General features: G+C 63.7%; 22 protein-coding genes. 4 read left to right on the forward strand and 18 right to left on the reverse strand.

From position 1 onward, the window contains the following. Positions 1–9: 9 nt before the first annotated feature. Positions 10–1263 carry a urate hydroxylase PuuD gene (locus RYZ20_RS04225; RefSeq protein WP_317670677.1) on the forward strand — a complete coding sequence of 418 codons (1254 nt, stop codon included), beginning with the start codon at positions 10–12 and terminating at the stop codon, positions 1261–1263. Here the strand turns inward: RYZ20_RS04225 and murD are convergent. The 11 genes from murD to RYZ20_RS04280 form a co-directional block, all read right to left on the reverse strand. Beyond that, positions 1260–2660: a UDP-N-acetylmuramoyl-L-alanine--D-glutamate ligase gene (gene murD / locus RYZ20_RS04230; RefSeq protein ID WP_317671340.1), complete on the reverse strand. Its 1401-nt coding sequence runs from the start codon at positions 2658–2660 to the stop codon at positions 1260–1262. The two genes, RYZ20_RS04225 and murD, sit on opposite strands and share 4 nt — an antisense overlap. Positions 2661–2731: 71 nt before the next feature. Further along, the gene (locus tag RYZ20_RS04235) at positions 2732–3385 is read right to left on the reverse strand and encodes a tetratricopeptide repeat protein (protein WP_317670679.1); all 654 of its coding nucleotides are present in this window, start codon (positions 3383–3385) and stop codon (positions 2732–2734) included. Positions 3386–3464: 79 nt separating this feature from the next. Beyond that, entirely contained in the window at positions 3465–4547 is a 1083-nt protein-coding gene (gene mraY / locus RYZ20_RS04240; RefSeq protein WP_317670681.1) for a phospho-N-acetylmuramoyl-pentapeptide-transferase, read from the reverse strand. A gap of 3 nt (positions 4548–4550) precedes the next feature. Then, positions 4551–5996: a UDP-N-acetylmuramoyl-tripeptide--D-alanyl-D-alanine ligase gene (locus RYZ20_RS04245; RefSeq protein WP_317670683.1), complete on the reverse strand. Its 1446-nt coding sequence runs from the start codon at positions 5994–5996 to the stop codon at positions 4551–4553. Next, positions 5996–7492 carry a UDP-N-acetylmuramoyl-L-alanyl-D-glutamate--2,6-diaminopimelate ligase gene (locus RYZ20_RS04250; protein WP_317670685.1) on the reverse strand — a complete coding sequence of 499 codons (1497 nt, stop codon included), beginning with the start codon at positions 7490–7492 and terminating at the stop codon, positions 5996–5998. Before RYZ20_RS04250 ends, RYZ20_RS04245 begins: the two co-directional genes overlap by 1 nt. Before the next feature lie 110 nt (positions 7493–7602). Continuing rightward, positions 7603–9384 carry a peptidoglycan D,D-transpeptidase FtsI family protein gene (locus RYZ20_RS04255; RefSeq protein ID WP_317670687.1) on the reverse strand — a complete coding sequence of 594 codons (1782 nt, stop codon included), beginning with the start codon at positions 9382–9384 and terminating at the stop codon, positions 7603–7605. After that, positions 9381–9734: a cell division protein FtsL gene (gene ftsL, locus RYZ20_RS04260; protein ID WP_317670689.1), complete on the reverse strand. Its 354-nt coding sequence runs from the start codon at positions 9732–9734 to the stop codon at positions 9381–9383. The genes RYZ20_RS04255 and ftsL overlap by 4 nt, the downstream gene beginning before the upstream one ends. Further along, the gene (gene rsmH / locus RYZ20_RS04265) at positions 9731–10735 is read right to left on the reverse strand and encodes a 16S rRNA (cytosine(1402)-N(4))-methyltransferase RsmH (RefSeq protein ID WP_317670691.1); all 1005 of its coding nucleotides are present in this window, start codon (positions 10733–10735) and stop codon (positions 9731–9733) included. Before rsmH ends, ftsL begins: the two co-directional genes overlap by 4 nt. Then, complete coding sequence (gene mraZ / locus RYZ20_RS04270) at positions 10735–11238, reverse strand: division/cell wall cluster transcriptional repressor MraZ (RefSeq protein WP_411572311.1); 504 nt, start codon at positions 11236–11238, stop codon at positions 10735–10737. Before mraZ ends, rsmH begins: the two co-directional genes overlap by 1 nt. A gap of 268 nt (positions 11239–11506) precedes the next feature. Then, positions 11507–11824 (reverse strand): hypothetical protein, encoded by a 318-nt coding sequence (locus tag RYZ20_RS04275; protein ID WP_317670695.1) that lies wholly within the window; start codon positions 11822–11824, stop codon positions 11507–11509. A gap of 55 nt (positions 11825–11879) precedes the next feature. Further along, on the reverse strand, positions 11880–12941 hold the full coding sequence (locus RYZ20_RS04280) for an Mrp/NBP35 family ATP-binding protein (protein WP_317670697.1): 1062 nt from the start codon (positions 12939–12941) through the stop codon (positions 11880–11882). A 345-nt stretch (positions 12942–13286) separates the two neighbouring features. Here RYZ20_RS04280 and RYZ20_RS04285 point away from each other — a divergent pair, with 345 nt between their 5' ends. Then, positions 13287–13490 carry a DUF1127 domain-containing protein gene (locus RYZ20_RS04285; RefSeq protein WP_317670699.1) on the forward strand — a complete coding sequence of 68 codons (204 nt, stop codon included), beginning with the start codon at positions 13287–13289 and terminating at the stop codon, positions 13488–13490. A gap of 456 nt (positions 13491–13946) precedes the next feature. Then, positions 13947–14747: a 23S rRNA (adenine(2030)-N(6))-methyltransferase RlmJ gene (locus RYZ20_RS04290; protein ID WP_317670700.1), complete on the forward strand. Its 801-nt coding sequence runs from the start codon at positions 13947–13949 to the stop codon at positions 14745–14747. Here RYZ20_RS04290 and RYZ20_RS04295 read toward each other — a convergent pair. From RYZ20_RS04295 to RYZ20_RS04325, 7 genes are all read right to left on the reverse strand, one after another. Next, on the reverse strand, positions 14744–17068 hold the full coding sequence (locus RYZ20_RS04295; protein WP_317670701.1) for an ATP-dependent helicase: 2325 nt from the start codon (positions 17066–17068) through the stop codon (positions 14744–14746). The genes RYZ20_RS04290 and RYZ20_RS04295 overlap by 4 nt on opposite strands. 71 nt (positions 17069–17139) lie before the next feature. After that, entirely contained in the window at positions 17140–18234 is a 1095-nt protein-coding gene (gene folE2 / locus RYZ20_RS04300) for a GTP cyclohydrolase FolE2 (RefSeq protein ID WP_317670702.1), read from the reverse strand. Positions 18235–18333: 99 nt separating this feature from the next. Further along, positions 18334–19512, reverse strand: coding sequence for an aminotransferase class V-fold PLP-dependent enzyme (locus RYZ20_RS04305; RefSeq protein ID WP_317670703.1), 1179 nt, complete (start codon positions 19510–19512; stop codon positions 18334–18336). 107 nt (positions 19513–19619) lie between these two features. Continuing rightward, the gene (locus RYZ20_RS04310; RefSeq protein ID WP_317670704.1) at positions 19620–20237 is read right to left on the reverse strand and encodes an inner membrane-spanning protein YciB; all 618 of its coding nucleotides are present in this window, start codon (positions 20235–20237) and stop codon (positions 19620–19622) included. Positions 20238–20241: 4 nt separating this feature from the next. Continuing rightward, positions 20242–21141, reverse strand: a complete 900-nt coding sequence (locus RYZ20_RS04315) for an EamA family transporter (RefSeq protein WP_317670705.1) — start codon at positions 21139–21141, stop codon at positions 20242–20244. 20 nt (positions 21142–21161) lie between these two features. Continuing rightward, positions 21162–22232, reverse strand: coding sequence for a signal recognition particle-docking protein FtsY (gene ftsY, locus RYZ20_RS04320; RefSeq protein ID WP_317670706.1), 1071 nt, complete (start codon positions 22230–22232; stop codon positions 21162–21164). Positions 22233–22292: 60 nt separating this feature from the next. Then, on the reverse strand, positions 22293–22916 hold the full coding sequence (locus RYZ20_RS04325) for a lysoplasmalogenase (protein WP_317670707.1): 624 nt from the start codon (positions 22914–22916) through the stop codon (positions 22293–22295). Between the two features lie 109 nt (positions 22917–23025). Here RYZ20_RS04325 and RYZ20_RS04330 point away from each other — a divergent pair, with 109 nt between their 5' ends. Beyond that, complete coding sequence (locus RYZ20_RS04330) at positions 23026–24177, forward strand: alkane 1-monooxygenase (protein ID WP_317670709.1); 1152 nt, start codon at positions 23026–23028, stop codon at positions 24175–24177. Positions 24178–24218 lie beyond the last annotated feature (41 nt).

Consider the following 24218-nt stretch of genomic DNA (forward strand, 5'->3'; position numbering starts at 1 on the left):
AGACCCATCATGCTCGACTTGGCATTTTTCTGGGAATGGCTCGGATTCGCCGTTCGCTGGCTACATGTGATCACCGCGATTGCGTGGATCGGGTCGTCGTTTTATTTCGTCGCGCTTGACCTTGGGCTGCGCAAGGCGCCGAACCTGCCCAAAGGCGCGCATGGCGAGGAATGGCAGGTCCACGGCGGCGGGTTTTACCACATCCGCAAGTTTCTGGTCGCCCCCGAGGCGATGCCCGAGCACCTGACATGGTTCAAATGGGAGAGCTATGCGACATGGCTCTCGGGCGCGGCGCTTTTGATGGTCGTCTATTGGGTGGGGGCCGATCTGTTCCTGATCGACACCGCCAAGGTCGAGCTGACGCAATGGCAGGCGATCGCGATTTCTGCCGCCTCCCTGACCATCGGCTGGTTGGTCTATGACCGGCTGTGCAAATCGCCACTGGGCGAGAAACCGACCGTCCTGATGGTGCTTTTGTTCATCCTTCTGGTCGCGATGGCCTGGGGCTATACGCAGATTTTCACGGGCCGCGCCTCGCTTTTGCATCTGGGTGCCTTCACCGCGACGATCATGTCGGCCAATGTGTTCCAGATCATCATTCCGAACCAGAAGATCGTGGTCGCCGACCTCAAGGCGGGCCGCACGCCTGACCCGAAATATGGCAAAATCGCCAAGCTGCGCTCGACGCATAACAACTATCTGACGCTGCCGGTCGTGTTTCTGATGCTGTCGAACCACTACCCGCTGGCCTTCGCAAGCGAGTATAACTGGCTGATCGCGGGGCTTGTGTTCCTGATGGGGGTGACGATCCGGCACTGGTTCAACGCGGGCCACGCCCGCGCGGCCAAGCCCTATTGGACGATCCCCGCGACGGTGGTTCTGTTTCTGGCGGTGATGTGGCTGTCAACCGCGCCCCTGCGCCAGTCCAGCTATGACGAGGCCGAAGCCCGCCCGCTGACCGAAACCGAGCGTGTCTTTGCCGAGGCCGAGGGCTTTGACGAGGTGCAGGACATCGTTCTGGGCCGCTGTTCAATGTGCCACACGCGCGAGCCGGGCTATGAGGGCATTACCCACGCGCCGCGCAATGTGCTTTTGGAGACCACACCCGAAATCGCCAATGCCGCGCGCCAGATCTATATTCAGGCGGGCGTCACCAATGCGATGCCGCCCGCGAATGTGTCCTATATGGAGCCCGAAGAACGCGCCGCCATCGTGCGCTGGTATCGCGCGGCAACGGGCGGGGCGCAGCTGGCTGCGAATTAGTCCGGCAAGCCCTGAACCAGCGCGGTGAAATCCTCGCCGCGCATTTCGAAATTCGGATATTGGTCAAAGGACGCCGCAGCCGGGGCCAAAAGCACAGTGTCACCCGCTTCGGCATCGCGCGCAGCCGCCTCGACCGCGCGGGCCATGGTTTCGCAAATCTCGTGGTCGACCCCCGCCAGATCCAGCGCGAAATCGCGTGCCGAATGGCCGATGAAATAGGCTTTGCGCACCGATCCCAGATGGGCCGCCAGCGCGGCCACGCCGCCCTCTTTACCCAGCCCGCCTGCGATCCAGCGGATGTTCTGGAACGCCTGGAGCGCCTTGGCGGCGCTATCGACATTTGTCGCTTTTGAATCGTTCACATAACGCACGCCGCGCTTTTCCGCGATGGTCTGCGAGCGGTGCGGCAGCCCGCCAAAGCTGTGGAAGGCCGCTTCGATCTCGCGGGGCGCAATCCCAAGAGCTCGCACCGCCGCATAGGCCGCGCAGGCGTTCTGGTGGTTATGCGCGCCCGGCAAGCCCTGCACCGAACGCAGGTCGATCGAGGCCACCTGGCGCCCCTTGCGCCACTCGCTGAGGAACCCCTTGCGGGCAAAGACAGACCAGCCGTAGTCGCCCAGTTTGCGCGCCGCCGAGACACGGATCAGCCGGTCATCCTCGCGCGAGGTGGCGATCTGGTTGGCAAGGTAAACGCCCTCTGGCTCGTCCACGCCGATCACGGCACGGTCCGGCCCGCCTTCGGCAAACAGCCGTCGCTTGGCCGCGAAATAGCCGCCCATGCCTGCGTGACGGTCCAGATGATCGGGCGAGAGATTGGTGAACACCGCGATGTCGGGGGTCAGCGCGCGGGCCAGATCGGTCTGATAGCTGGAGAGTTCAAGCACCACGACCTCGCCATCCTCGGGCGGGTCTATATCCAGCACGCCGCGCCCGATATTACCTGCCATCTGCGTGGGTCGCCCCGCGTGGTGCAGGATGTGATGGATCAGCGCCGTCGTCGTCGATTTGCCGTTCGATCCGGTGACACAGATCACCCGCGGCGACACGTCGAAATCGTCCCAGTCGCCCGTGGCAAAGGACGCAAAGAACAGGCCGATGTCATTGTCGACCGGCACGCCCTCGGCCATTGCCTGCGCGATGATGCGGTTCGGCGCGGGGTAAAGATGCGGGATGCCGGGCGAGACGATCAGCGCGGAAACCCCCTCAAACGCGCCCTGACGGGTCAGGTCGTGGCAGGCAAACCCCGCCTCTTCGGCGCGCGCACGGCCCTCGGGGCTGTCGTCCCAGCACAGGGGCGTGGCCCCGCCAGCGCGCAGCGCCGCAGCCGTCGCCAACCCCGAGCGCCCCAGCCCCAGAACCGCAACCTTCTGTCCGTCAAATCCCTGAACCGGTATCATCGCCATCCCCATCGCCTGCGCGCCTTTCGCGCCCTATTGGGATAGGTGAAGTGCAGCGAAAGGAAAAGGGGTCAGCCGAGCGCTTTTACCTCGTCGCGCAGGCGTTCTGCCTCGTCCGCGCGGTCCCCCGTTTCGAGAAAGGTGATGAAATCCAGTCGCGCGCGGCGTGCAAGCGATGGATCGGCCTGCGGGTCCACCTCAAGCGCCGCACGGAAAAGCGCCTCTGCCTCGACCCCGTGCCCCGAGCGGAGCAGCGCGGGCGCGACCGTCAGCCCAAGGTTCAGATGCAGGGGGTCAGCCTTGCCAAGCGCGCGCCGCGACAGCGCCAGCGCCTCGCTGGCCGCACGATAGGCCGCGTCGTTATTCGGATGGAGCAACGAAAGCCAGCACAGAGCATCGGCCAGCACCAAAGGATCGGCCCCGAGCCTGCGGTCGATCGCGATGGCCGCTTCAAGCCGGGCAGTCGCAGGTTGCGCCTCGTCCGCCTCGGCATAGGCCTCGGCCGCCAGCATCATCGCCTGATGCCGCTCATGCGAGAAACGTCCGAAATGGCGCAGCGCCAGATCGGCGGCCTTGTCATAGGCGCGCTGCTTTTCGGCAAGCGAGGTCAGGCGTGCGCCCTCTTCCATCGCCTCGACGAACCCCGCCTGCCCTGCATTGCGCAAGCCAGCCGCCCGCGCTGCCCTGCGCGAGCGCGAGATCGCGACACCGATCATCAAGATCAATACAAAGGGAACAAACGCCAAAAGCATCCGATTTATCTACCAGACCCGAAACCATCGGGAAATCACTACACAGAACACATTAACGAAGCTTCAGCGTCGCCAGCCCGATCAAAGCAAGAATAAGCGAGATAATCCAGAAGCGGATCACGATTTGCGGCTCGGCCCAGCCTTTCTTTTCGAAATGGTGGTGAATCGGTGCCATCAGGAAGACGCGCTTGCCGGTGCGTTTGAAATAAAGCACCTGAATGATGACCGAAAGCGCCTCGACCACGAACAGGCCGCCGACGATGGCCAGCACGATCTCGTGCTTGGTGCAAACCGCAATCGCCCCCAAGGCGCCGCCAAGCGCAAGCGAACCGGTATCGCCCATGAACACAGCCGCGGGCGGCGCGTTATACCACAAGAAGCCAAGCCCGCCGCCGATCAGCGCGGCGGTAAAGATGAAAATCTCGCCGGTGCCGGGCACGAAATGCACGCCCAGATAGTCGGTAAAGTCGACGCGCCCCACGACATAGGCAATCGCCCCCAAGGTGCCCGCCGCAATCATCACCGGCATAATCGCCAGCCCGTCCAGACCATCGGTCAGGTTGACCGCATTGGCCGAACCCACGATCACGATCATCGCGAAGGGAACGAAGAACCACGACAGGTTGATCAGCGTGTCTTTGAACACCGGCAGCGCAAGCTGGTTCGAGAGCGCCTCGGGATGCGCCAGCGAGGCCGCAATCGCGGCAATCGCCGCCAGCGCCAGCCCCAGCCCCATGCGGATGCGCCCGCTGACACCCTCGGTGTTCTGCTTGGACACTTTCGCGTAATCGTCCCAGAACCCGATCAGACCGTAACCATATGTTACAAAAAGAACAATCCAGACATATGGGTTATCCAGCCGCGCCCAGAGAAGCGTCGAGACCAGCAGCGAGGACAGGATCAGAAGCCCCCCCATCGTCGGCGTGCCCGCCTTGGCGAAATGCCCCTCGGGGCCGTCAGTGCGGATCGGCTGCCCCTTTCCCTGCTTGCGCCGCAAGACGTTAATCAGCGGGCGCCCGAAGAGGAACCCGAAGATCAGCGCGGTAAAGAAGGCCGCCCCCGCGCGGAAGGTGATATAGCGAAACAGGTTGAACAGGTCGCCCCCGTCCGACAATCCAGCGAGCCAATAGAGCATCCGTCATTCTCCCTTATGGACGTCAGACGCGCCCGCTTGACCGAGTTTCCTCAGCGCCTCGACGACAAGGCTAACCTTCGACCCTTTCGAGCCTTTCACCAACACAACATCCCCCGCATCGACCAGATGCGAGGCCCGCGCCACCAGTTCGGCAGCCGTTTCATACCATTCCCCGCGCTTGTGACGCGGCAGCGCCTCGAAAAGCGCGCGCATCCGCGGTCCGGCCAGATGCACCAGATCAACGGATTTCATCGCCTCAAGCGCGGCAATACCTGCGTGGAGCGCCGCCTCTTCGGGGCCAAGTTCCAGCATATCGCCCAGAATGGCGATCCGGCGCCCGCGCTTGACGCGCCCCACCCCGTCGCGGGGTTCAGACGCCGCCAGCACATCCAGCGCGGCCTTCATCGAGGACGGGTTCGCGTTGAACGCATCGTCGAACAGGTCAAAGCTTTGGCGTTCGTCCACCATATCCATATAGACCCGCTCGCGCGCGCCGCGCCCCGCAGGCGGCTGCCACAGCCCCATATCGCAGGCGGCCACCGCCGGGTCACAGCCCACGGCCTCGGCCAGCGCCAGCACACCAAGCGCGTTTTGCGCGAAATGGGCGCCGGGCGTCATCACCTTGAACAGCAGCCGCTGATCGCCATGCGAGGCTTTGACGACCGTTGCGTCGCCCACGACCTTTGCGTCGTCCAGCCGGTAGTCCGAGCCTTCGACCGGCCCGAATGTGATGATCCGCCCCGCCATCTGCGCGAAATCCACCAGCACCGGCGTGACATCAAGTCCGGTCGGCACAACCGCCGTGCCGTCCGGCTCCAGCCCCTCGAAGATCGTGCCCTTCTCGCGGGCGATCCCCTCGACGCTCTCGAAAGCCTCCAGATGCGCGGCGGCAACGGTGGTAATCATCGCGGCGTGCGGGCGCGCAAGGCGGGCAAGCGGCGCAATCTCGCCCGGATGGTTCATGCCGATCTCGATGATCGCGAAATCGCAATCCGCCGGCATCCGCGCCAGCGTGATCGGCACCCCCCAATGGTTGTTGAAGCTCGCCTCGGCGGCGTGAACGCGGCCTTGCGGGGCCAGCACGGCGCGCAGCATCTCTTTAGTCGAGGTCTTGCCGACAGACCCCGTGACCGCGATCACCCGCGCCCGCGTGCGCGCACGCCCCGCAACCCCAAGCGCCTCAAGCCCCGCCAGCACATCATCGACCAGCAGCAGGGGATCGGCCTCGGAGCAGCCCTCGGGGATGCGCGAGACAAGCGCCGCGCCAGCACCCTTGGCCAGCGCATCTTTCACGAAATCATGCCCGTCGCGCGCGGCCTGAAGGGCCACAAACAACTCTCCGGGCCGGATCGAGCGCGTGTCGATCGAAATGCCGGTCACACCGAACGGGCGCGTTGCCCGCCCGCCAGTGGCCGCCACAGCATCGTCAGAGGCCCACAATACCGGCATCAGATTTTCCCATCCAAAGCAGCCACAGCAACCGAGGCTTGCTCGGCATCGTCAAAGGGGTAGACATCGGTGCCGACGATCTGGCCGGTCTCGTGGCCCTTGCCCGCGATCAGCAGCGCGTCACCGGGCTGGAGCGCATCGACGCCGCGCAAGATCGCCTCGGCGCGGTCACCCACCTCGATAGCCTTGGTGCCATCGACCGCGCGGGTGCCCTCCATCACGGCGGCACGGATCGTTGCGGGGTCTTCGGTGCGCGGGTTGTCATCGGTCACAAAGACCACATCGGCAAATTCCGCCGCCGCGCGCCCCATCAGCGGGCGCTTGGTCGCATCGCGGTCGCCGCCTGCCCCCACGATGGCCACGATCCGCCCCATCACATGCGGGCGCAGCGCTTTCAGCGCGGTTTCCACCGCGTCGGGCGTATGGGCGTAATCGACAAACACCGCCGCACCATTGTCGCGCGTCGCCGCCAGTTGCATCCGCCCGCGCACGGTTTCCAGACGCGGCAGGACGCGGAAGACCTCTTCCGCGTGGGCACCGCAGGCAATGACCAGCGCCGCCGCCGTCATCACGTTCATCGCCTGAAAACCACCGATCAGCGGCAGGCGCACCATATGGGTTTCGCCCTCCCAGTCGAACCGCAGATCCTGCCCCGTCGCGTCAAATCGCTGGTTGCGCAGGCGCAGGTCGCACTCAGCGCCGTGACCGATCCCGATCAGCTTTTGCCCACGCGCCAGCGCAAGGCGCGAAAGCTCGGCCCCGCGGGGGTCATCAAGGTTGATAACCGCAATCCCGTCCTCGGGCAGAACACGGGTGAACAACAGCGCCTTCGCGTCGAAATATTCATCAAACGTGCGGTGATAATCGAGGTGGTCTTGGGTGAAATTCGTGAATGCCGCCGCAGCAAGGCGCACCCCGTCAAGGCGGCGCTGCGCCAGCCCGTGGGAGGACGCCTCCATCGCCGCATGGGTCACGCCCGCCCCCGCCATATCCGAGAGCAACCGATGCAGGGTGATCGGCTCGGGCGTGGTATGGGCGGAAGGCGCGGCATAGGCGCCCTCGACACCCGTCGTGCCGATATTCGCGGCCTCGATGTCCAGCAGCTGCCAAATCTGGCGGGTAAAGCTTGCGACCGAGGTCTTGCCGTTCGTGCCGGTCACCGCGACCATCGTTTCAGGCTGCCGCCCGAACCACAGCGCGGATGCATAGGCCAGTGCCTGCCGCGGATCTTCAACAACAACCAGCGCGGCCTTAGATCCGGTCAGCGCCTCGCGCGCGATCTCGGCCCCCTCGCGGTCGGTCAGAACCGCCACCGCGCCCATGCGCAACGCGAAGGGGATAAACTCGGCGCCGTGGACCTTGGTTCCGGGCATGGCCGCAAACAGATGCCCCGGTTTCGTCAGCCGGCTATCGACCGAAAGCCCGGTGATCCGCGCATCCGCGCCGTGCAGTGCCGTCAGGCCCAATTCCACCAAGTTTTTCTCTGCCGAACCCATATATTGTGCCCTCAACGCCATTACGCCCCGTTTATCGTGGAGCGCCGCCCCCCGTCAACGCGCGAATGATGGCAGGGCAGCGGCGAAACGGGCCACCCGGCCCGCCCGCTTCAGTCTTTTACAAGCGTGATCCCGTGGAGCGTCTCCGGCCCCTCTTCGGGGCGCAGACCCAGAAGGGGCGCGACGCGGCGGATCACCTCGGCGGCAACGGGAACAGCCGTCCAGCCCGCCGTGCGGCGCGGCATGGACCCCGAGGTCTCGACCGGTTCATCCAGCGTCAGCACCAGCACATATTTCGGGTCCGTCACCGGAAAGACCGAGGCAAACGTCGCGATCACCTTGTCCTTGTAATAGCCGCCCGTCGGCTTGGCCTTATCGGCCGTGCCGGTTTTGCCCGCGACCTGATAGCCCTTCACGTCGCCAAAAGACGCCGTGCCGCGCGTCACAACCGCGCGCATCATCGCCAGCGATTTTTGCGCCGTCGCCTCGCTCATCACGCGCGCACCGATCTTGGGCGCGCCATTATGCAAGATCGTCGGTTCGACCTTGATCCCGCCATTCGCAATCGTCGCATAGGCCGAGGCCAGATGCAGCGGCGAGGCCGACAGACCATGCCCGTAGCCGATCGTCATCGAGGAAATCTCGCTCCACTTTTGCGGCAGCAGCGGGCGGCCCGTGGGCGCCTCGATCAGCTCGACCGGCGTGGGCTGGGTGAACCCCATCGTTTCAAGGAACGCCTTTTGCCGCTCGGGGCCGATCATCTGGGCGATCCGCGCCGTCCCCACGTTCGAGGATTCGACGATCACATCGGTGACGGACAATTCAGGGCCATAGTTATGGAAATCGCGGATCTTGTGACGGCCATAGGTCATCGGCGACTTGGTGTTGATCATCGTCTCGGGCGAGACCAGCCCCAGTTCAAGCGCCTGCGAGGTCGCGAAAATCTTGAAGGTCGAGCCAAGCTCGTAAACGCCCTGCACCGCGCGGTTAAAGAGCGGGCTGTCGGACGCATCACCCTTGGTCAGCGGGGCCGGACGGTCATTCGGGTCGAAATCGGGCAGGCTCGCCATCGCCAGCACTTCGCCGGTCTTGACCTCCATCAGGATCGCCGCCGCCCCTTTCGAGTTCATCAGCTTCATCCCGCCGTCAAGCACCTCTTCGACGACCGATTGCAGCGTAAGATCGAGCGACAACTCCAGCGGCGCCCCCTGATTGGCCGGATCGCGCAGCCAGGCATCGCGCGCCTTTTCGACGCCCGCGACACCCAGAATTTCAGCCGAGCTTACCCCTTCGGCCCCAAAGCGCGAGCCGCCAAGGATATGCGCTGCCAGCGCGCCGTTGGGATAAAGCCGCATCTCGCGCGGGCCGAACAGCAGCCCCGGATCACCGATGTCATGGACGGCCTGCAATTGCTCGGGGCTGATTTTCTTTTTGATCCACAAGAACTTGCGACCACCCGAGAAATCCTTGACCAGACGATCACGCTCCAGATCGGGGAAGATACCCACCAGTTTTTCGGCGGTGCCGACCGGGTCCACCATCATCGGCGGCTGCGCATAAAGCGCATGCGTCACAAGGTTCGTGGCCAGCACGCGGCCCTTGCGGTCCAGAATATCGGCGCGCTGTGCAAGGATCGGTGCATCGGAATTGGTTAGTTGCGGCTCTTGCGGTTCAGAGGCCGCAAGCCCGCCCATGCGCAAACCGACGGTCGAGAACGCCGCCAGAAAGAACACAGCCACCACCAGCAGGCGGGTTTCGGCACGGGCGCGCTCTTTGTCGCGCGTCGCCTCGCCGCGCAGGCGGATGTTCTCGCGCTCGATCTCGTCTGGGTTTTGCCCCGTGGTGCGGGCATGAAGGATGCGGGCCAGCGGGCGAAGCGGCGTGCGGATCATTCTGCGCCCTCCTCATCGGTGCCGGTGGCGATGACATCAATCGGGGTCGTGACCGGAAGATCGGGGTCAGGATAGGCGATCTGCGCCGCCGAGCCGAATTGCTCGGGCGCCAGCGGCAAAAGTTGCAGCACGCCGAAGTTCATATTCACCAGCTCTGACAGACGGTCGGGACGGTTCAGATAGGCCCATTCCGCGTTCAGAACGCCAAGCCCCTCGCGCAGGCTGGCGATTTCTTGCTGAATCGCGCGCAGCTCGCTCTGGCGGTCCTGCGTCTCGTAGTTGACGCGATAGGCCCAGAAGATAAGCCCCATCACAAAAAGACCGGTCACAAGATAGGCCAGGCTTCTCATTTGCGTCTCCGTTTCCTGTCGTTTGCGCCAAGAACCGGCGCAGGAAGTCCAAGGCTCGTGCGGTCGGCCTGCCCTGCCGGCGCATCGGTGCGGCGCGCCACCCGCAGCTTGGCCGAGCGCGCACGCGGGTTATCCGCAAGCTCCTCGTCATCGGGACCAATGGCCTTGCGCGTCACCAGATCGAAGGCGGGCTTTTCGCTCGCCTCGACCGGCGCATAACGGTTGCCGCCACCCGTGCGCCCCGAGCGCGCCTGAAAGAAGCGTTTGACCACACGGTCTTCGAGCGAATGGAAGGTCACAACCGCCAAGAGGCCACCGGGTTTGAGCGCGCGCTCTGCGGCCTCAAGCCCCTCGATCAACTGGCCGAATTCATCGTTCACCGCGATGCGCAGCGCCTGGAACGACCGCGTGGCGGGGTGCGACTGGCCGGGCTTCGGGCGCGGCAGGCAACGCTCGACCACCGTGACAAGCTGCTTTGTGGTCTCGAAGGGTTGCACCTTGCGCGCCTCGACAATCGCGCGCGCGATCCGGCGCGAGGCGCGTTCTTCACCATAGTGATACAGGATGTCGGCCAGCTCTTCTTCGCCCGCCTCGTTCACGATGTCGGCGGCGGTCGGGCCGGATTGCGACATGCGCATATCCAGCGGCCCGTCGCGCAGAAAGGAAAACCCGCGATCGGCCTGATCAAGCTGCATCGAAGAGACGCCCAGATCCAGCACCACCCCGTCCAGCAGCACATCGCTGTAGCTGTCCATCTCGGAGAAGGTGCCCTCGACCAGTTCAAGCCGGTCGCCATACTGCCCGCGCCAGCCCTCGGCCATCTCGAAAACCATCGGATCGCGGTCCACGCCGATTACCTTGTCAGCGCCCGCCTCCAGCAGACCGCGCGTATAGCCGCCCGCCCCGAAGGTGCCATCAAGCCACAGCCCAGAGACAGGCGCGACCGCCCCGAGGAGCGGCCGCAGCAATACCGGAATATGGGGGCGTTCCGCGTCGCTCATCAGACCCCCCTCGGGTTTGGAAGGTTGACCAGCGGGTCGTAATTCTTTGGCCGTGTCTGCGCGCGCTCGGCAAAAATCTCGTCCTGCTCGGCTGCGTAATTCTCGGGCGTCCAGATTTTAAAGCTGGTGCCTGCCGAGACGAAAAACGCCTCCGTTTTCAGGCCGATCTTCTCACGCAGCTTTTGCGGCAGAACCAGACGGCCATCGCCATCAATATCGGTCTGGTGCGACTGACCATACATCAGCTCTTCAATCTCGGCGCGTTCAGGAGAGCCGTGCTGCATCATGTCGATGCGCTCGTCGATCTCGTAGATCGCTTCCATCGTGTAAACTTGCAGGAAATTCCGCTCGGGGCCGCCGTAGACAATCACGATCTGGGGGCGTTCACCTGGGTTCCAATCGGGGTCACCTGCCTCGATCACGCGGCGAAACGAGGCCGGGATGGAAACGCGACCCTTCGCGTCCACCTTAAACGTTTCCGACCCTCTGAACCGACGTGCCAAAGGCGCGTGCTCCTGTCCCTGTCATCCCCCTGCCGGTGGCCCAAATGGGAAACGGCGGATCGGGCTGCTGCCACATGCCCGATCCGCCGCCCTCGTCCCATCTCTGGGGTTGTCCAGCTGCGCGCGCCACCTGGGGGGATGTCTGCTCGCTCGCGCGCCGGATCTCTTGTCGTAAAGCGGGTGCCTGTATGAAACCTGGTCTTTTCGCCGTGAGGTCTTGATGCCTCTTTGAACCTCGCTTCCGATAAGAAAGGGATGCCACGGGATTTCATGGGAAGCAATAGGAAATTTCACCACCAAAGGCCAGAAACACCGATAAGGGCTTGGGAAAACTCGCCCATTCACTCGATGAGAGGTGGCATGAGCACCCTAAACTGTGCAATGAAAAATTAACCATACAATATCTAGTATCAGCACCCCTGACCCAGTCCAGTGCAATAAATTCCCAGATTTTTTCCAGAATTCGCAATTTCAAAGAAAAATCCGCCACATCACGGCCAATCACCTCAGAGTGATTCGGCGTGATTGCACAGAACACCCCCGCGGATTCCATGATTTCCCATGAGGCGTTCCCGCGTTTTCCCATCCAAAACGCAAAAGGCGCCCCGTAGGGCGCCCTGCATCGTTAATTCGGGACAGGATCAGACCACGCCGACCGACACCAGCTTTTGCGCCAGCGCGCGATAAGGCGCCGCCGACGGCCCATCGGTCGAGGCCACCGGCGCCCCACCGTCACCCGCAATCCGCACCTCAAGCTCAAGCGGTAACTCGCCCAGATAGGGCAGCCCAAGGGCTTCGGCCTCGGTCCCTACCCCGCCATGCCCGAAGAGATGCGCCTCGTGGCCGCAATTCGGGCAGACATAGGTCGACATATTCTCGATCAGCCCGACAACAGGCGTCCCCAACCGGCGGAACATATCCAGAGCCTTGCGCGCATCCAGAAGCGCCACATCCTGCGGCGTCGAGACGATGATCGCGCCATCCAGTCGGGTTTTCTGGCACAGCGAAAGCTGGATGTCCCCGGTGCCCGGCGGCAGGTCGATAATCAGAACATCCAGCTCGCCGTATTCATCCCACTTCACCTGACCGAGCATCTGTTGCAGCGCGCCCATCAGCATCGGCCCGCGCCAGATCACCGCCTCGTCCTCTTTCAGCATGAAACCGATCGACATCAGCGTGACCCCGTGTGCCTGAAGCGGCAGGATCGTTTTCCCGTCGGGCGAGGCCGGACGGCGGTTCACCCCCATCATGCGCGGCTGCGAGGGGCCATAAATATCGGCGTCCAGCAGGCCCACACGTTTCCCCTCGCGCGCGAGAGCGACAGCAAGGTTCGACGACACGGTCGATTTGCCAACGCCGCCCTTGCCCGAGCCAACCGCGATAATCTTTTTCACCCCCGCGACGGGCAGCGGGCCGGATTGCGGCTGCGGATGGCCGCCAACCTTCGGCGCGGCCCCCATGCCCTTGGGCGCCCCTTGCGGCACAACAATCGTCACCGAGGTCACACCGGGCAGCGCCTGCACCGCCGCCTCCAACGCGGGGCGCATCGCGGCCAACTCGGCCTCGGGCGCGCCCTCAAGAACAAAGCGCACAACGCCACCTTCGGCCACCAACGCGCGCACCAGATCGCGCGAAACCACATCCCCTCCGGCCAGCGCGACTCCCTTCAGCGCTGCGAGGACCCCATCCTTTGTAACAGCCATGTGACTGCCTCCGCTTGCATTTCCTGTCACTGACGGAACTTGACGCATTCTGAGGCAAGGGCAAGGGGGCGCGGCAACAAATCGCGTCCTCGAAAATTATTCATTATTTTTCAGCGCCTTGAAATTCTACCAATTTTCCCCGCGCAACATTTGTAAAGTTTACGCCCCGTAAATAGGTCAGTATATGTTATGCACTTTCTGCATGGCGGCATTGACGCTTTCGGCAATTGTGCATCCGCAGCATTAGCGCCATCTTAGCCTCAACAACGCGACAGAGCGTAACACGAAATCATGCCAACCGACCGGAGAACCGGAACGCGGCACTCAAGGCTAAGAGATACGAATATGGCACTCGTTCAAGACATCCGCACCACCGAATTCGGCATCGCGTCGTTCTTCGCTGGCATCGTTGATGCGATCGCACGCCGCAAGGTCTACCGTGAAACCATCCGCGAGCTGCAATCGCTGTCGAGCCGCGAACTGGACGATCTGGGCCTGCACCGCTCGATGATCACCCGCGTGGCGCAAGAAGCGGCCTACGGCAAATAAGTTTCTTAGAGGTCCTCTCCTCCTCCCTGGACCTCGAAGATCGGTGGCGCCCTCCTCCTCCTCCCTGAGGGTGCCACCCACCAGATACCGGCCCCACGGATCGCGATGATCCCCTGCCGGACGCCCGATACGGACGGCCTCCTCCTCCTCCCTGAGGCCGACGTTGTGAAAGCGGCGATCCCTCTCCTCCTCCCTGGGATCGCCGCATTTCAACCAAGGGCAAGAATGACGGCCGGTCCTCTCCTCCTCCCTGGACCTGCCGCCCAAGGCGCCGCCTCTCCTCCTCCCTGGCGGTGCCTGATATACCCGAGGCTCCCTCCTCCTCCCTGGAGCCGACGGTCGCGAAAGCGGCGGTGCCCACCTCCTCCCGGGCGCCGCCGTTTTTCTTTGGCGCCCCTTGCAAGGCGGGGCGCGGCGGGGCATCACGGGGCGGACACCAGCAGCAAGGCGCGAAACATGCTTTCCTATCAGCACATCTACCACGCAGGAAATCTGGCCGATGTGCACAAGCACGCGCTGATGGCGGTGATGCTGGATTATCTGACGCGCAAGGATAAGCCGCTGACCTATATCGAGACCCATGCGGGGCGCGGGCTTTATGCGCTTGATGCCCCCGAGGCGCTGAAAACCGGCGAGGCCGAGCAAGGGATCGAGCGGGTCGAAGCCGCAAAGTGGTTCCCGCCCGCACACCCCTATGCGCAGGCTTTGGCGGCGGTTCGTGCCGAACATGGGGGCCACGCCTATCCCGGATCGCCGCTGCTGGCCGCGCATCTGTTGCGCCCGATCGACGCGATTCAGCTGTGTGACCTGCACCCGCAAGAGTTCACCGCCCTGAAAGAAACCATGTCGCCCCACGGCGGCATCTTCCACCAGAAAGACGGGCTGGAGATGGCGCTGGCGCTGACCCCGCCCACGCCACGGCGCGGGATCATGCTGATCGACCCATCCTTCGAGGTGAAGAAAGACTACGAGACCCTGCCCTCGCTGATCGCCAAGGTCGCGCGGAAGTGGAATGTGGGGATCATCGCGCTTTGGTATCCGATCCTTGCGCCGACGGTTCCAGCCTCGACCGCGCAGCGCGCGATGGTGCGCACGCTGATGGCCAACAACCCAGACGCGCTGTTGTCCGAGGTGCGCTTTCCGCCCGCACGCGAAGGCCACGGCATGATCGGGTCAGGCATGTTTGTCATCAACGCGCCCTGGGGCACCGAAGACGAGGCCGTGCGGCTGGACAGGCTGTTCAGAACCCTGCGTTAAAACGGAACGCTATCAGTCGTCACAAACCCCGCCTTGACGTGTTTCGTGCCTGCCTTGTCGAACTCGACCACCAGCGTATCGGCCTCGACCCCCATCACTTCGCCATAGCCGAATTTCTGGTGGAACACCCGCTCGCCAATAGAGAAATTCACCTCGGCCTCAAGCGTGACCGCGCCGCGCGGACGCGCGCCCGCACGCGTGCCTTGCGACTGTAGCCGCTTCCATCCGGGCGAGTTGTAGACATCGGCCTTGGTCGCGCGGGTTTCCACGCTGGCGCTATAGCCACCGCCCCCACCGCCGCCATAAAGGCCCGGCGGCGTCAGCACCTCAACATGATTTGCGGGCAGTTCATCAATGAACCGCGAGGGAAGCTGCGACTGCCACTGGCCGTAAACGCGGCGGTTTCCGGCAAAGGAAATCGTGCAGATCTCTTCGGCCCGCGTAATGCCGACGTAGCCAAGGCGGCGCTCTTCCTCGAGCCCCTTCAGGCCGGTTTCGTCCATCGAGCGCTGGCTGGGGAACAGCCCATCCTCCCAGCCGGGCAAAAAGACGACCGGAAACTCCAGCCCCTTCGCGCCGTGAAGCGTCATGATCGAGACCTTGTCGTCGCCTTCTTGCGAGTCGTTATCCATGATCAGCGCGACGTGTTCGAGGAACCCTTGCAGGTTCTCGAACTGCTCCAGCGCCTTGACCAGTTCCTTCAGGTTCTCAAGCCGCCCCGGCGCCTCGGGCGTCTTGTCGTTCAGCCACATCGTTGTGTAGCCCGATTCCTCAAGGATTGTTTCGGCCAGCCGGATATGGTCCGCGCCCGCCAGCACATCGCCGTGCCAGCGCCCGATCATCTCGACCAGAAGGCGCAACTGACCCAGCCCCTTGCCCGACAAAAGCCCCTCGGCCACCGCCGCCTGCGCGCCCATCAGAAGCGGCATATCGCCCTCGCGCGCGCGGCGCTGCACGGTTTGCAAGGCCTTGTCGCCCAGACCGCGGCGCGGCGTGTTGATGATCCGTTCGAACGCCAGATCATCATCGGGCGAGACCGCGAGGCGGAAATAGGCCATCGCGTCGCGAATCTCTAGGCGTTCATAGAAGCGCGGCCCGCCGATCACGCGATAGGGCAGCCCGATCGACAGAAAGCGGTCCTCAAAGGCGCGCATCTGGTGCGAGGCGCGCACGAGGATTGCCACATCGTTCAGCCGGTAGGGATCAAGCCCCCGCGTGCCACGGTTCATCGCCTCGATCTCTTCGCCGATCCATCGCGCCTCCTCCTCGCCGTCCCAGTGACCGATCAGGCGGACCTTCTCGCCGCCCGAGGCCTCAGTCCAAAGCGTCTTGCCCAGACGATCAGAGTTGCCGGAAATCAGCCGCGAGGCCGCCGCCAGAATATGCTCGGTCGAGCGGTAATTCTGTTCAAGCCGCACCACGACCGCGCCCGGAAAATCGCGCTCGAACCGCAGGATGTTCCCCACTTCGGCGCCGCGCCAGCCATAGATCGACTGATCGTCATCGCCGACGCAGCACACGTTCTTATGCGCCTGCGCCAGAAGCCGCAGCCAGAGGTATTGGGCGACGTTGGTATCTTGATACTCGTCCACCAGAATATAGCGGAAGAGGCGCTGGTAATTCTCCAGCACATCGGGGTGCTTCTGGAAGATCGTGACCATATGCAGCAGCAGGTCACCGAAATCGACAGCATTGAGCGTGCGCAGGCGTTCCTGATAGGCTGCGTAAAGCTCCGAACCCTTGTTGTTGAAGGCCGCCGTTTCGCCGCCCGTCACGCGCTCGGGCGTCAGCGCGCGGTTCTTCCAGCCGTCGATCAGCCCCGCCAACTGCCGCGCGGGCCAGCGCTTTTCGTCCATATTGGCGGCAATGACCAACTGCTTGAGCAGCCGCACCTGATCGTCCGTATCCAGAATGGTGAAGTTCGACTTGAGACCCACCAGCTCGGCGTGGCGGCGCAACAGTTTCACGCAGACCGAGTGGAAGGTGCCCATCCACGGCATCCCCTCGATCGCGCCACCCAGAAGCACGCCGACCCGCTCTTTCATCTCGCGCGCGGCCTTGTTGGTGAAGGTCACAGCCAGAATTTCATGGGGGCGCGCGGCGCCTGTGTGGATCAGATGCGCGATGCGCGTGGTCAGCGCCTTGGTCTTGCCGGTGCCTGCGCCCGCAAGCATCAGCACCGGGCCATTCAGCGCCTCGACCGCCTCGCGCTGCGCGGGGTTCAGCCCGTCCAGATACTCGGGCGCCCCGCGCGCGGCCATCATCGCACGCGCGGACAGGCTCATCGCCCCTTCATAGGGATCGTCGTCAAATCCGTTCATAACCGCCAATCTAGCGGCTCATGCGCGCGAGGCCAAGACATGTTCCACAATTGTTCGCCCCTTTTTCGGGCTCACCCCTGATGCAGAAGCGAGGCAAAGAGGCGCGGATCAAGGCTTTCCGAGCGGAAGGTCTCGCCCTCGGTCAAAAGCGCGACCGCATCGTGGCTGTGCAGGCTTTCCTGATGGCTGGCGGCCACGCGGAAATCACCCACGCGCGGATCGGCCAACAGCCCGCCCGCGAAGGCGCGCACCGCGTCTTCAACGAAAATCGGGTTGGCGGCGTTGAGTTCCGCGAAGGCCTGTTCATCCTCGCGCTTGACCATCACCTGCGTTTCGGTCGGCACCGCCTGTCGCGCGATCTCGATCAGGTCTTCGAACCAGAGGCACGCGCCCTCTTCGGCCACAACCGAAATCCGCGCGACCGAGCGTTGCGAATGCGGCGTCGCCAGTTGCCCGCGCGACTGGCGGGCGTGCTCGGACAGTTCCAGCGAGCACGGGCAGGTCGAGGAATAGACGTAATCGAGATGGATGATCTCTTTGCGCTGGCCGCCCAGATCAACCTGCTCCAGCGCGATGTCGTAATATTGCCAGCCCGACAGCCCCGAGCGCAGGCTCTCGATCCGCACGGGGAAGGAAAACCGCATCTGGAGGCGCGCATCGAAACTTTCGAGGTGGTCTTTGTAATCATCGACCGCGTGGGCCATCACCTCGGCCGAGAAATCGCGCTCTGCATGGGCATAGAAGCTGCGCATGATGCGGCTCATGTTGATGCCCTTCTTCTCGGCCTCAAGGCTGACGGTGCCGGTGACCGAGGTTTCAAGCACGATGTCGCCCCCGTCGCGGCGGCGATAGCGGATCGGCAGGCGGAAGTTCGAAATCCCCACATGCTCGATGCGGGTTTTTGCGCCCACGATCAGCGAGGCGGGGCCGTTTTGCAGGTCGGGCAGCGTCGCCTTATAGGCGGCGTCCACCTTGAAATCGGCGTCATAGCGGCGCTTGAGGTCGGGATAGTTCGACACGGCGCGCTCGGGCAGCAGGCGCGCAATCGCAGGGTCAAGCGCGGCCACCTCTTCGGGCGTTGCCGTGCTGGCCCAAGCGCGCAGCGTTTCCAGCGCGCTTTCAGCCGTTTCCCTGTCGGGATGGGCGATTTTGTCGATACGGTTCATGCTCTCCCTCCGGCGAAGCCGCGGATATGGGGCAACATATGGCGTGCGCTTCCCCAAAGTCCAAGGGAAAGCGGCACATATTTTCCCGAGAGCGACGGATCAGGCCGCGTCAAGCGCCTGACGAATATCGGCCACCAGATCCGCGCCGTCCTCGATCCCCATCGAAATCCGCACCAGCCCGTCGGTCACGCCCACTTCGGCACGTTTTTCCGCGCTCATCGAGGAGTGCGTCGTCGTTGCCGGGTGCGTCGCGATAGAGCGCGCATCGCCAAGGTTGTTCGAAATCAGGATGATTTTCAGCGCATTAAGGAACCGGAACGCCGCCTCTTTGCCGCCGCGGAACTCCAGAGCCACCATCGTGCCGCCCGCGCCCATCTGCTCGATCGCGAGCGCGTGTTGCGGATGCGTCACCAGCCCCGGATAGATCGTGCGCACGAGGTTGTCATGCCCCGCAATCGCCGAGGCCACACCGGCCGCGTTCGACGCCTGCGCGCGCACCCGCAGGTCCAGCGTCTGCAGCCCCGAAAGCATCACCCACGCATGGAACGGGCTCATCGCGCCGCCGGTGTGTTTGACGTAAGTCTCCAGCGGGCCACGGATAAAATCGCGCGAGGCACAAACCACACCGCCCAGAACGCGACCACCGCCGTCGATATGTTTGGTCGAAGAATAGACGATAATATCCGCGCCAAGCTCTGCCGCGCGCGAGAAGATCGGCGAGGCAAAAGCGTTATCGACCAGAACCATCGCACCGCCCGCGTGGGCGATCTTGGCCACACCCGCAATGTCGATCACCTCAAGGCCGGGGTTCGAGACGCTCTCGAAGAAGCACACCTTGGTATTGGGGCGCATCGCCGCCTGCCACTGGGCCAGATCGACGCCGTCAACCAGCGTCACCTCGACGCCAAAGCCTTGCAGGAACTCCAGCACCTTGAGGCACGATCCGAACATCTGGCGCGCGGCAACCACATGATCGCCCGCCTTGACCAGCGCACAAAGCGCGCCGTTGATCGCAGCCATCCCCGAGGCACAAGCAAAGGCATCCTCGGTGCCCTCGATCGACGCCATCCGGTCTTCGAACATGCGCGTCGTCGGGTTGCCATAGCGGGCATAGATAAACTCGTCCTCGCCCAAGGCATCAAAGCGCGCCTCGGCGGCCTCGGCGGACGGGTAGACAAAACCCTGCGTCAGGAACATCGCCTCGGCCATCTCGCCATACTGCGACCGGCGGGTGCCTTCGTGGACGAGCTTGGTGCGGGTATTCCAATCCTGCGACATGGGAGATGACCTTGTAACTGAATGAGGTTTCGCACCTACCCCCAAGGGGCCCCTGCGTCAACCTGCCCCAGTGGCAAGCACCTTTAATTCAAGGGCAGGAATGTGTTTCAGGCGCGCGGCGCGTCGTCGTCGTCCTTGCTGATCCCGTGGCGCGAGATCACCCCGCTTTGCGCAAGCACAAAGGCAAACATGATCGCGGTCAGGCCGAAGGTCTTGAAATTGACCCAGGCGGTATCGGACATGGTGCGCCAGACGATTTCATTCGCCACCGCAAGCCCCAAAAACAGCCCGACAAAGCGGCGCGTCAGGATCATCCAGCCTTGCTCGGACATCGGCAAGGCATCGCCCAGAACCGATTTCAGCCACGGTTTGCCGCGCATCAGCCCGACCCCCAAAGCACCTGCAAACAAAAGATAAATCAGCGTTGGCTTCATTTTGAAGAAGGTCGGATCATTCAGCCAGACGGTCAGCCCGCCAAAGGCCACCACCAGCACCAGCGTCGCGATCTGCATCACCGACAGATGCCCGCTGAGGCGCCATTGCACCAGCGTCGCCAGGGCCAGAACCGGCACAAAAATCGCGGTTGCGACGATGAAGCCCTTATACTCGGTTCCGGCCACCAGAACCGGGCGATCCTTGAACAGGTAGAAGGCCACGAAAAAGACCAGAAGCGGCCCGTATTCCAAAAGCACTTTCAGGCCCGGTTTGAGTGTTTTCTCTGCCATATCCCTACCCTGCCATTTCCACGACCACGGCACCAGCCGCAATCAGCGCCATCAGCGCGGTGCGCCTTGGCCCGACCTTTTCGCCCAGAACCAGCCAGCCGATCAAGGCTGCAAACACGGTCGAGGTCTCGCGCAGAACCGCCGCCTCGCCCACATTATCCAGCCGCGTCGCCAGCATGATTGCCCCGAACGAGAAATAGGCCACAAACGCCCCGGTCACACCGCGCTTCAGAAGCGGGGCAAACTCGGAGGCGGGCAGACGGCGCCACCGCCGGAAGGTGATCGCGGGCATAAAAAAACCGTCGAGAAAAAAGAACCACGCCAGAAAGGTGAACGGGTCGGCCGTGGCGCGGATGCCATAGGCGTCATAGGTCGTGTAAAGCGCAACAAACCCGCCGGTCAGCACCGCAAAGCCAAGCGCAGGCAGCATCGTTTCGCGCCCCACCGTGATGGTGCGCAGGTTGTAGATCGCCAACCCGTAGATCCCCGCCAGCAACAGCGCCACACCGCCCCATTGGCCTAAGGTGAAATGCTCGTTGAACACAAACCCTGCGCCGATCACGGCAAAAAACGGCCCCGTGCCACGCACCACCGGATAGACGACCGTATAGGCGCCGCGCTGGTAGGTCATCGCCTGCGCCAGCTTGTAGCCTGCGTGGATCACAAAGGCGCCCGCGAAGATCGGCCACATATGCGGCTCGGGCCAAGGGAACACGAACAGCGCGAAAGGCGCCGCGATCACACCGTAGCTTGCGTCGATGGCTGCGCGCGAGAGCCATGGATCATGCCGCCCCTTTTGCAGCGCCCCGAACAGCGCGTGCAGAAAGGCCGCCAGAAGCGCCAGCGCCAGAGCTGCCTGATGCCCGTCCGGCGTGCCTTCCAAAGAGGCGATAAAGTCACTCATGTTTCATCCCGCCCGAGGCGTCACGCATCCGCGCCCACAAGCGCGCGGGCAAATTCCTCGGGGTCGAAGGGCGCCAGATCGTCAATCTGCTCGCCCACGCCGATGGCATGGATCGGCAGGCCGAACTTGTCCGCGAGCGCGACCAGAACACCGCCCTTGGCCGTGCCGTCGAGTTTCGTCATCACCAGCCCCGAGACCGAGGCGATCTTGGTGAAAATCTCGACCTGACTCAGCGCGTTCTGACCTGTCGTCGCATCCAGCACCAAAAGCGTGTTATGCGGCGCGCTCTCGTCCTTTTTGCGGATGACACGGACGATTTTCGCCAGCTCTTCCATCAGGTCGGCGCGGTTTTGCAGCCGTCCGGCAGTGTCGATCATCAGCAGATCGGCGCCCTCGGCCTCGGCCTTGGCCATCGCGTCAAAGGCCAGGGCGGCAGGGTCAGCGCCTTCGGGCGCGGTCAGCACCGGCACGCCCGCGCGCTGGCCCCAGACCTGAAGCTGCTCGACCGCAGCCGCGCGAAAGGTATCGCCCGCGGCAATCACCACCGACTTGCCTGCCGCCTTGAACTGCGAGGCCAGCTTGCCGATGGTCGTCGTCTTGCCCGAGCCGTTCACCCCCACCACAAGCACCACTTGCGGCTTTTTCGGATAGATCGGAAGCGGGCGCGCGACGGGTTCCATGATGCGCGCGACCTCGGCGGCCAGCAGCCCCTTGAGTTCGGGGACCGACAGCTTCTTGCCCATCCGCCCTTCGGCCAGATTGGCCGAGACCCGCAGCGCCGTATCCACGCCCATATCCGAGGCGATCAGCAATTCCTCAAGGCTTTCCAGCATCTCGTCGTCAAGCACGCGGCGCGGCGCATCGCGCGCGGCGGGCTTGCCAAAGATACGCCCGATCAGCCCCGGCTTTTGCGCAGGCTCGGGCGCGGGCGCGGGCGCCGGAGACGGCTCTACACTCACCTCAGGCGCTTCGGGCGCGACCTCGGCAACGGCGTCTTCGACCGCACCTTCGGCCACAATCGCATCCAGCCCCTCTTCGAGCTTTGACGACGACCGCGTCAGGCGATCCTTGAGTTTCTTGAAAAAGGACATCCGCGCCCTCCCGTTGGCTTCCCTCCCCACCTAATCCATGCAGGCAGGCGATGGAAGGGGTCAGCCCATCGTGCCCGCCGCAATCATGGCCTGCCCGCCCCAGTAAAACACCCAAAGCAGGTGTTTGAGACGCCGCGCCATCGGATGCCCGTCCGGCAAACGGAAGGTTTCAATCGCCAAAAGCAGATCCGACAGGATGAAGGCCAGCGCGCCAATCTGCACCTGCGCGAAGGGCGCGGGCAGCCCCATCGCCACCAGCCCCATCGCGCCGATCACCAGCACATAGCCCCGCACCGGCCAGCGAAGGTCGTGGGTGTAGGGCGCGAGCCAAACCTCGGCCGAGACCAGCAACAGCCCCAACGGCAGCGCCAAAGCCCAGCCGGGCCAGCCCCCGCCAAAACCCACAATCGCACCGACATAGGCCAGATGCCCGCCCGCAAAAGCCGCCATTCCGGCCAGAAACGCCTGCTGCGACGGGCGCGAGAGACAGAAATCGCCCAAGGCGCCAAGCGCCAGCCCGCTCCAGATCAGCGCAGGCGCGCCCGCACCAAATGCCGCAACGGCCAGTGCCAAGACAGACAGGGTTTTCACCACCGATTTCGGCCAGCCCGGCGCGGCCGCGGCAAAGCGGAGCAGATAGGCCAGCGCGAATACACCGGCGACAAGGAAAAAGGTTAACGCCATTACCACAGATCAGCGAAAAATCGTCGCGCCCGCAAGCCCGAAGATGACATGCCCACGCGCCTCGCTATGATCCGACCATCTCTCTTGAAGGCAGGCAGGAGACCCCTTGATGCCAGATCAGACCCCTCTGGGTGCAAGCCCGGACCCGCAGCAGCCCCCCTCGTGGATGGAGGCGCTGCCGCAGCCCTTGCGCACGCTGCTGGCGTTGCCGCGCGAGCTTCCCGAGGCCGATACATTCGCCATCGTGGTTCTGTCGCCCGTGCCCTTCATGGTGCTGGCGGCGCTGTTCGGCGGGCTGGCGGCGTGGATCGCCTTCCTTTGGATTGCCGTGTTCATCTTCCTGCTGGATGAACTGCTTGCGCGCCCCGCGCCCGATGCGCCCGAGTTTCCCGCCGCCGATACGCTGTCAAAGGTGCTCGCGGGCGTGCATTTCGCGCTTTTGTTTCTGGCGGTATGGGCGCTTTCGGGCGGCACCTATCTGGGCTTTGGATCGAAGGTTCTGGTGTTTCTCAGCTTCGGGCTGTTCTTTGGACAGGTTTCGAACTCGAACGCGCATGAGCTGATCCACCGCTCGGACAAGCGACTGTTCCTGCTTGGAAAATGGATCTACACCTCGCTTCTGTTCGGGCATCACACCTCGGCGCACCGCCATGTGCACCACCGGTTTGCCGCCACCCCGAACGACCCGAATTCCGCCGAGCTTGGCGAAGGGTTCTGGAGCTTTGCACCCCGCGCGTGGGTCGGCTCGTTCAGCACCGGCTGGGAGATGGAGCGCAACCTGCGCCAGCGCGCGCAAGGCGGCGCAGTGTCGGGCCTGCGCCCCTATGCCGATTATGTTCTGGGCGGCGCGGGGTTTGCGCTGGTGGTGGCGGTGCTGTTCGGCGCGGGCGGGTTGCTGGCCTACCTGCTGCTTTGCCTTTACGCGCAGATCCAGCTTTTGCTGTCCGATTACGTCCAGCACTACGGGCTTAGCCGCAAGCCGCTTGGTAATGGCCAATACGAGCCGGTGAACGAGGCCCATAGCTGGGACGCGCCGCATCCGGTTTCGTCGCTGTGGATGCTGAACGCGCCGCGCCACTCGGACCACCACGCCCACCCCTCGCGCGTTTATCCGGCGCTGCGCTTGGGCGATACGGGCGCACCGGGCCGCCCGATCCTGCCGCGCTCCCTGCCCGCGATGGCCGCCCTTGCGCTGGTCCCGCCGCTGTGGCGCCGCGTCATGGACCACCGCGTGCGCGCGCTGGCGAAAGCCTCACGATAAGGTGCGTTTGCACCGGGAAACCTCTCTGTCAATGTGACGCC

The organism is Pseudothioclava alba, from assembly GCF_033100795.1.
Lineage (GTDB): Bacteria > Pseudomonadota > Alphaproteobacteria > Rhodobacterales > Rhodobacteraceae > Pseudothioclava.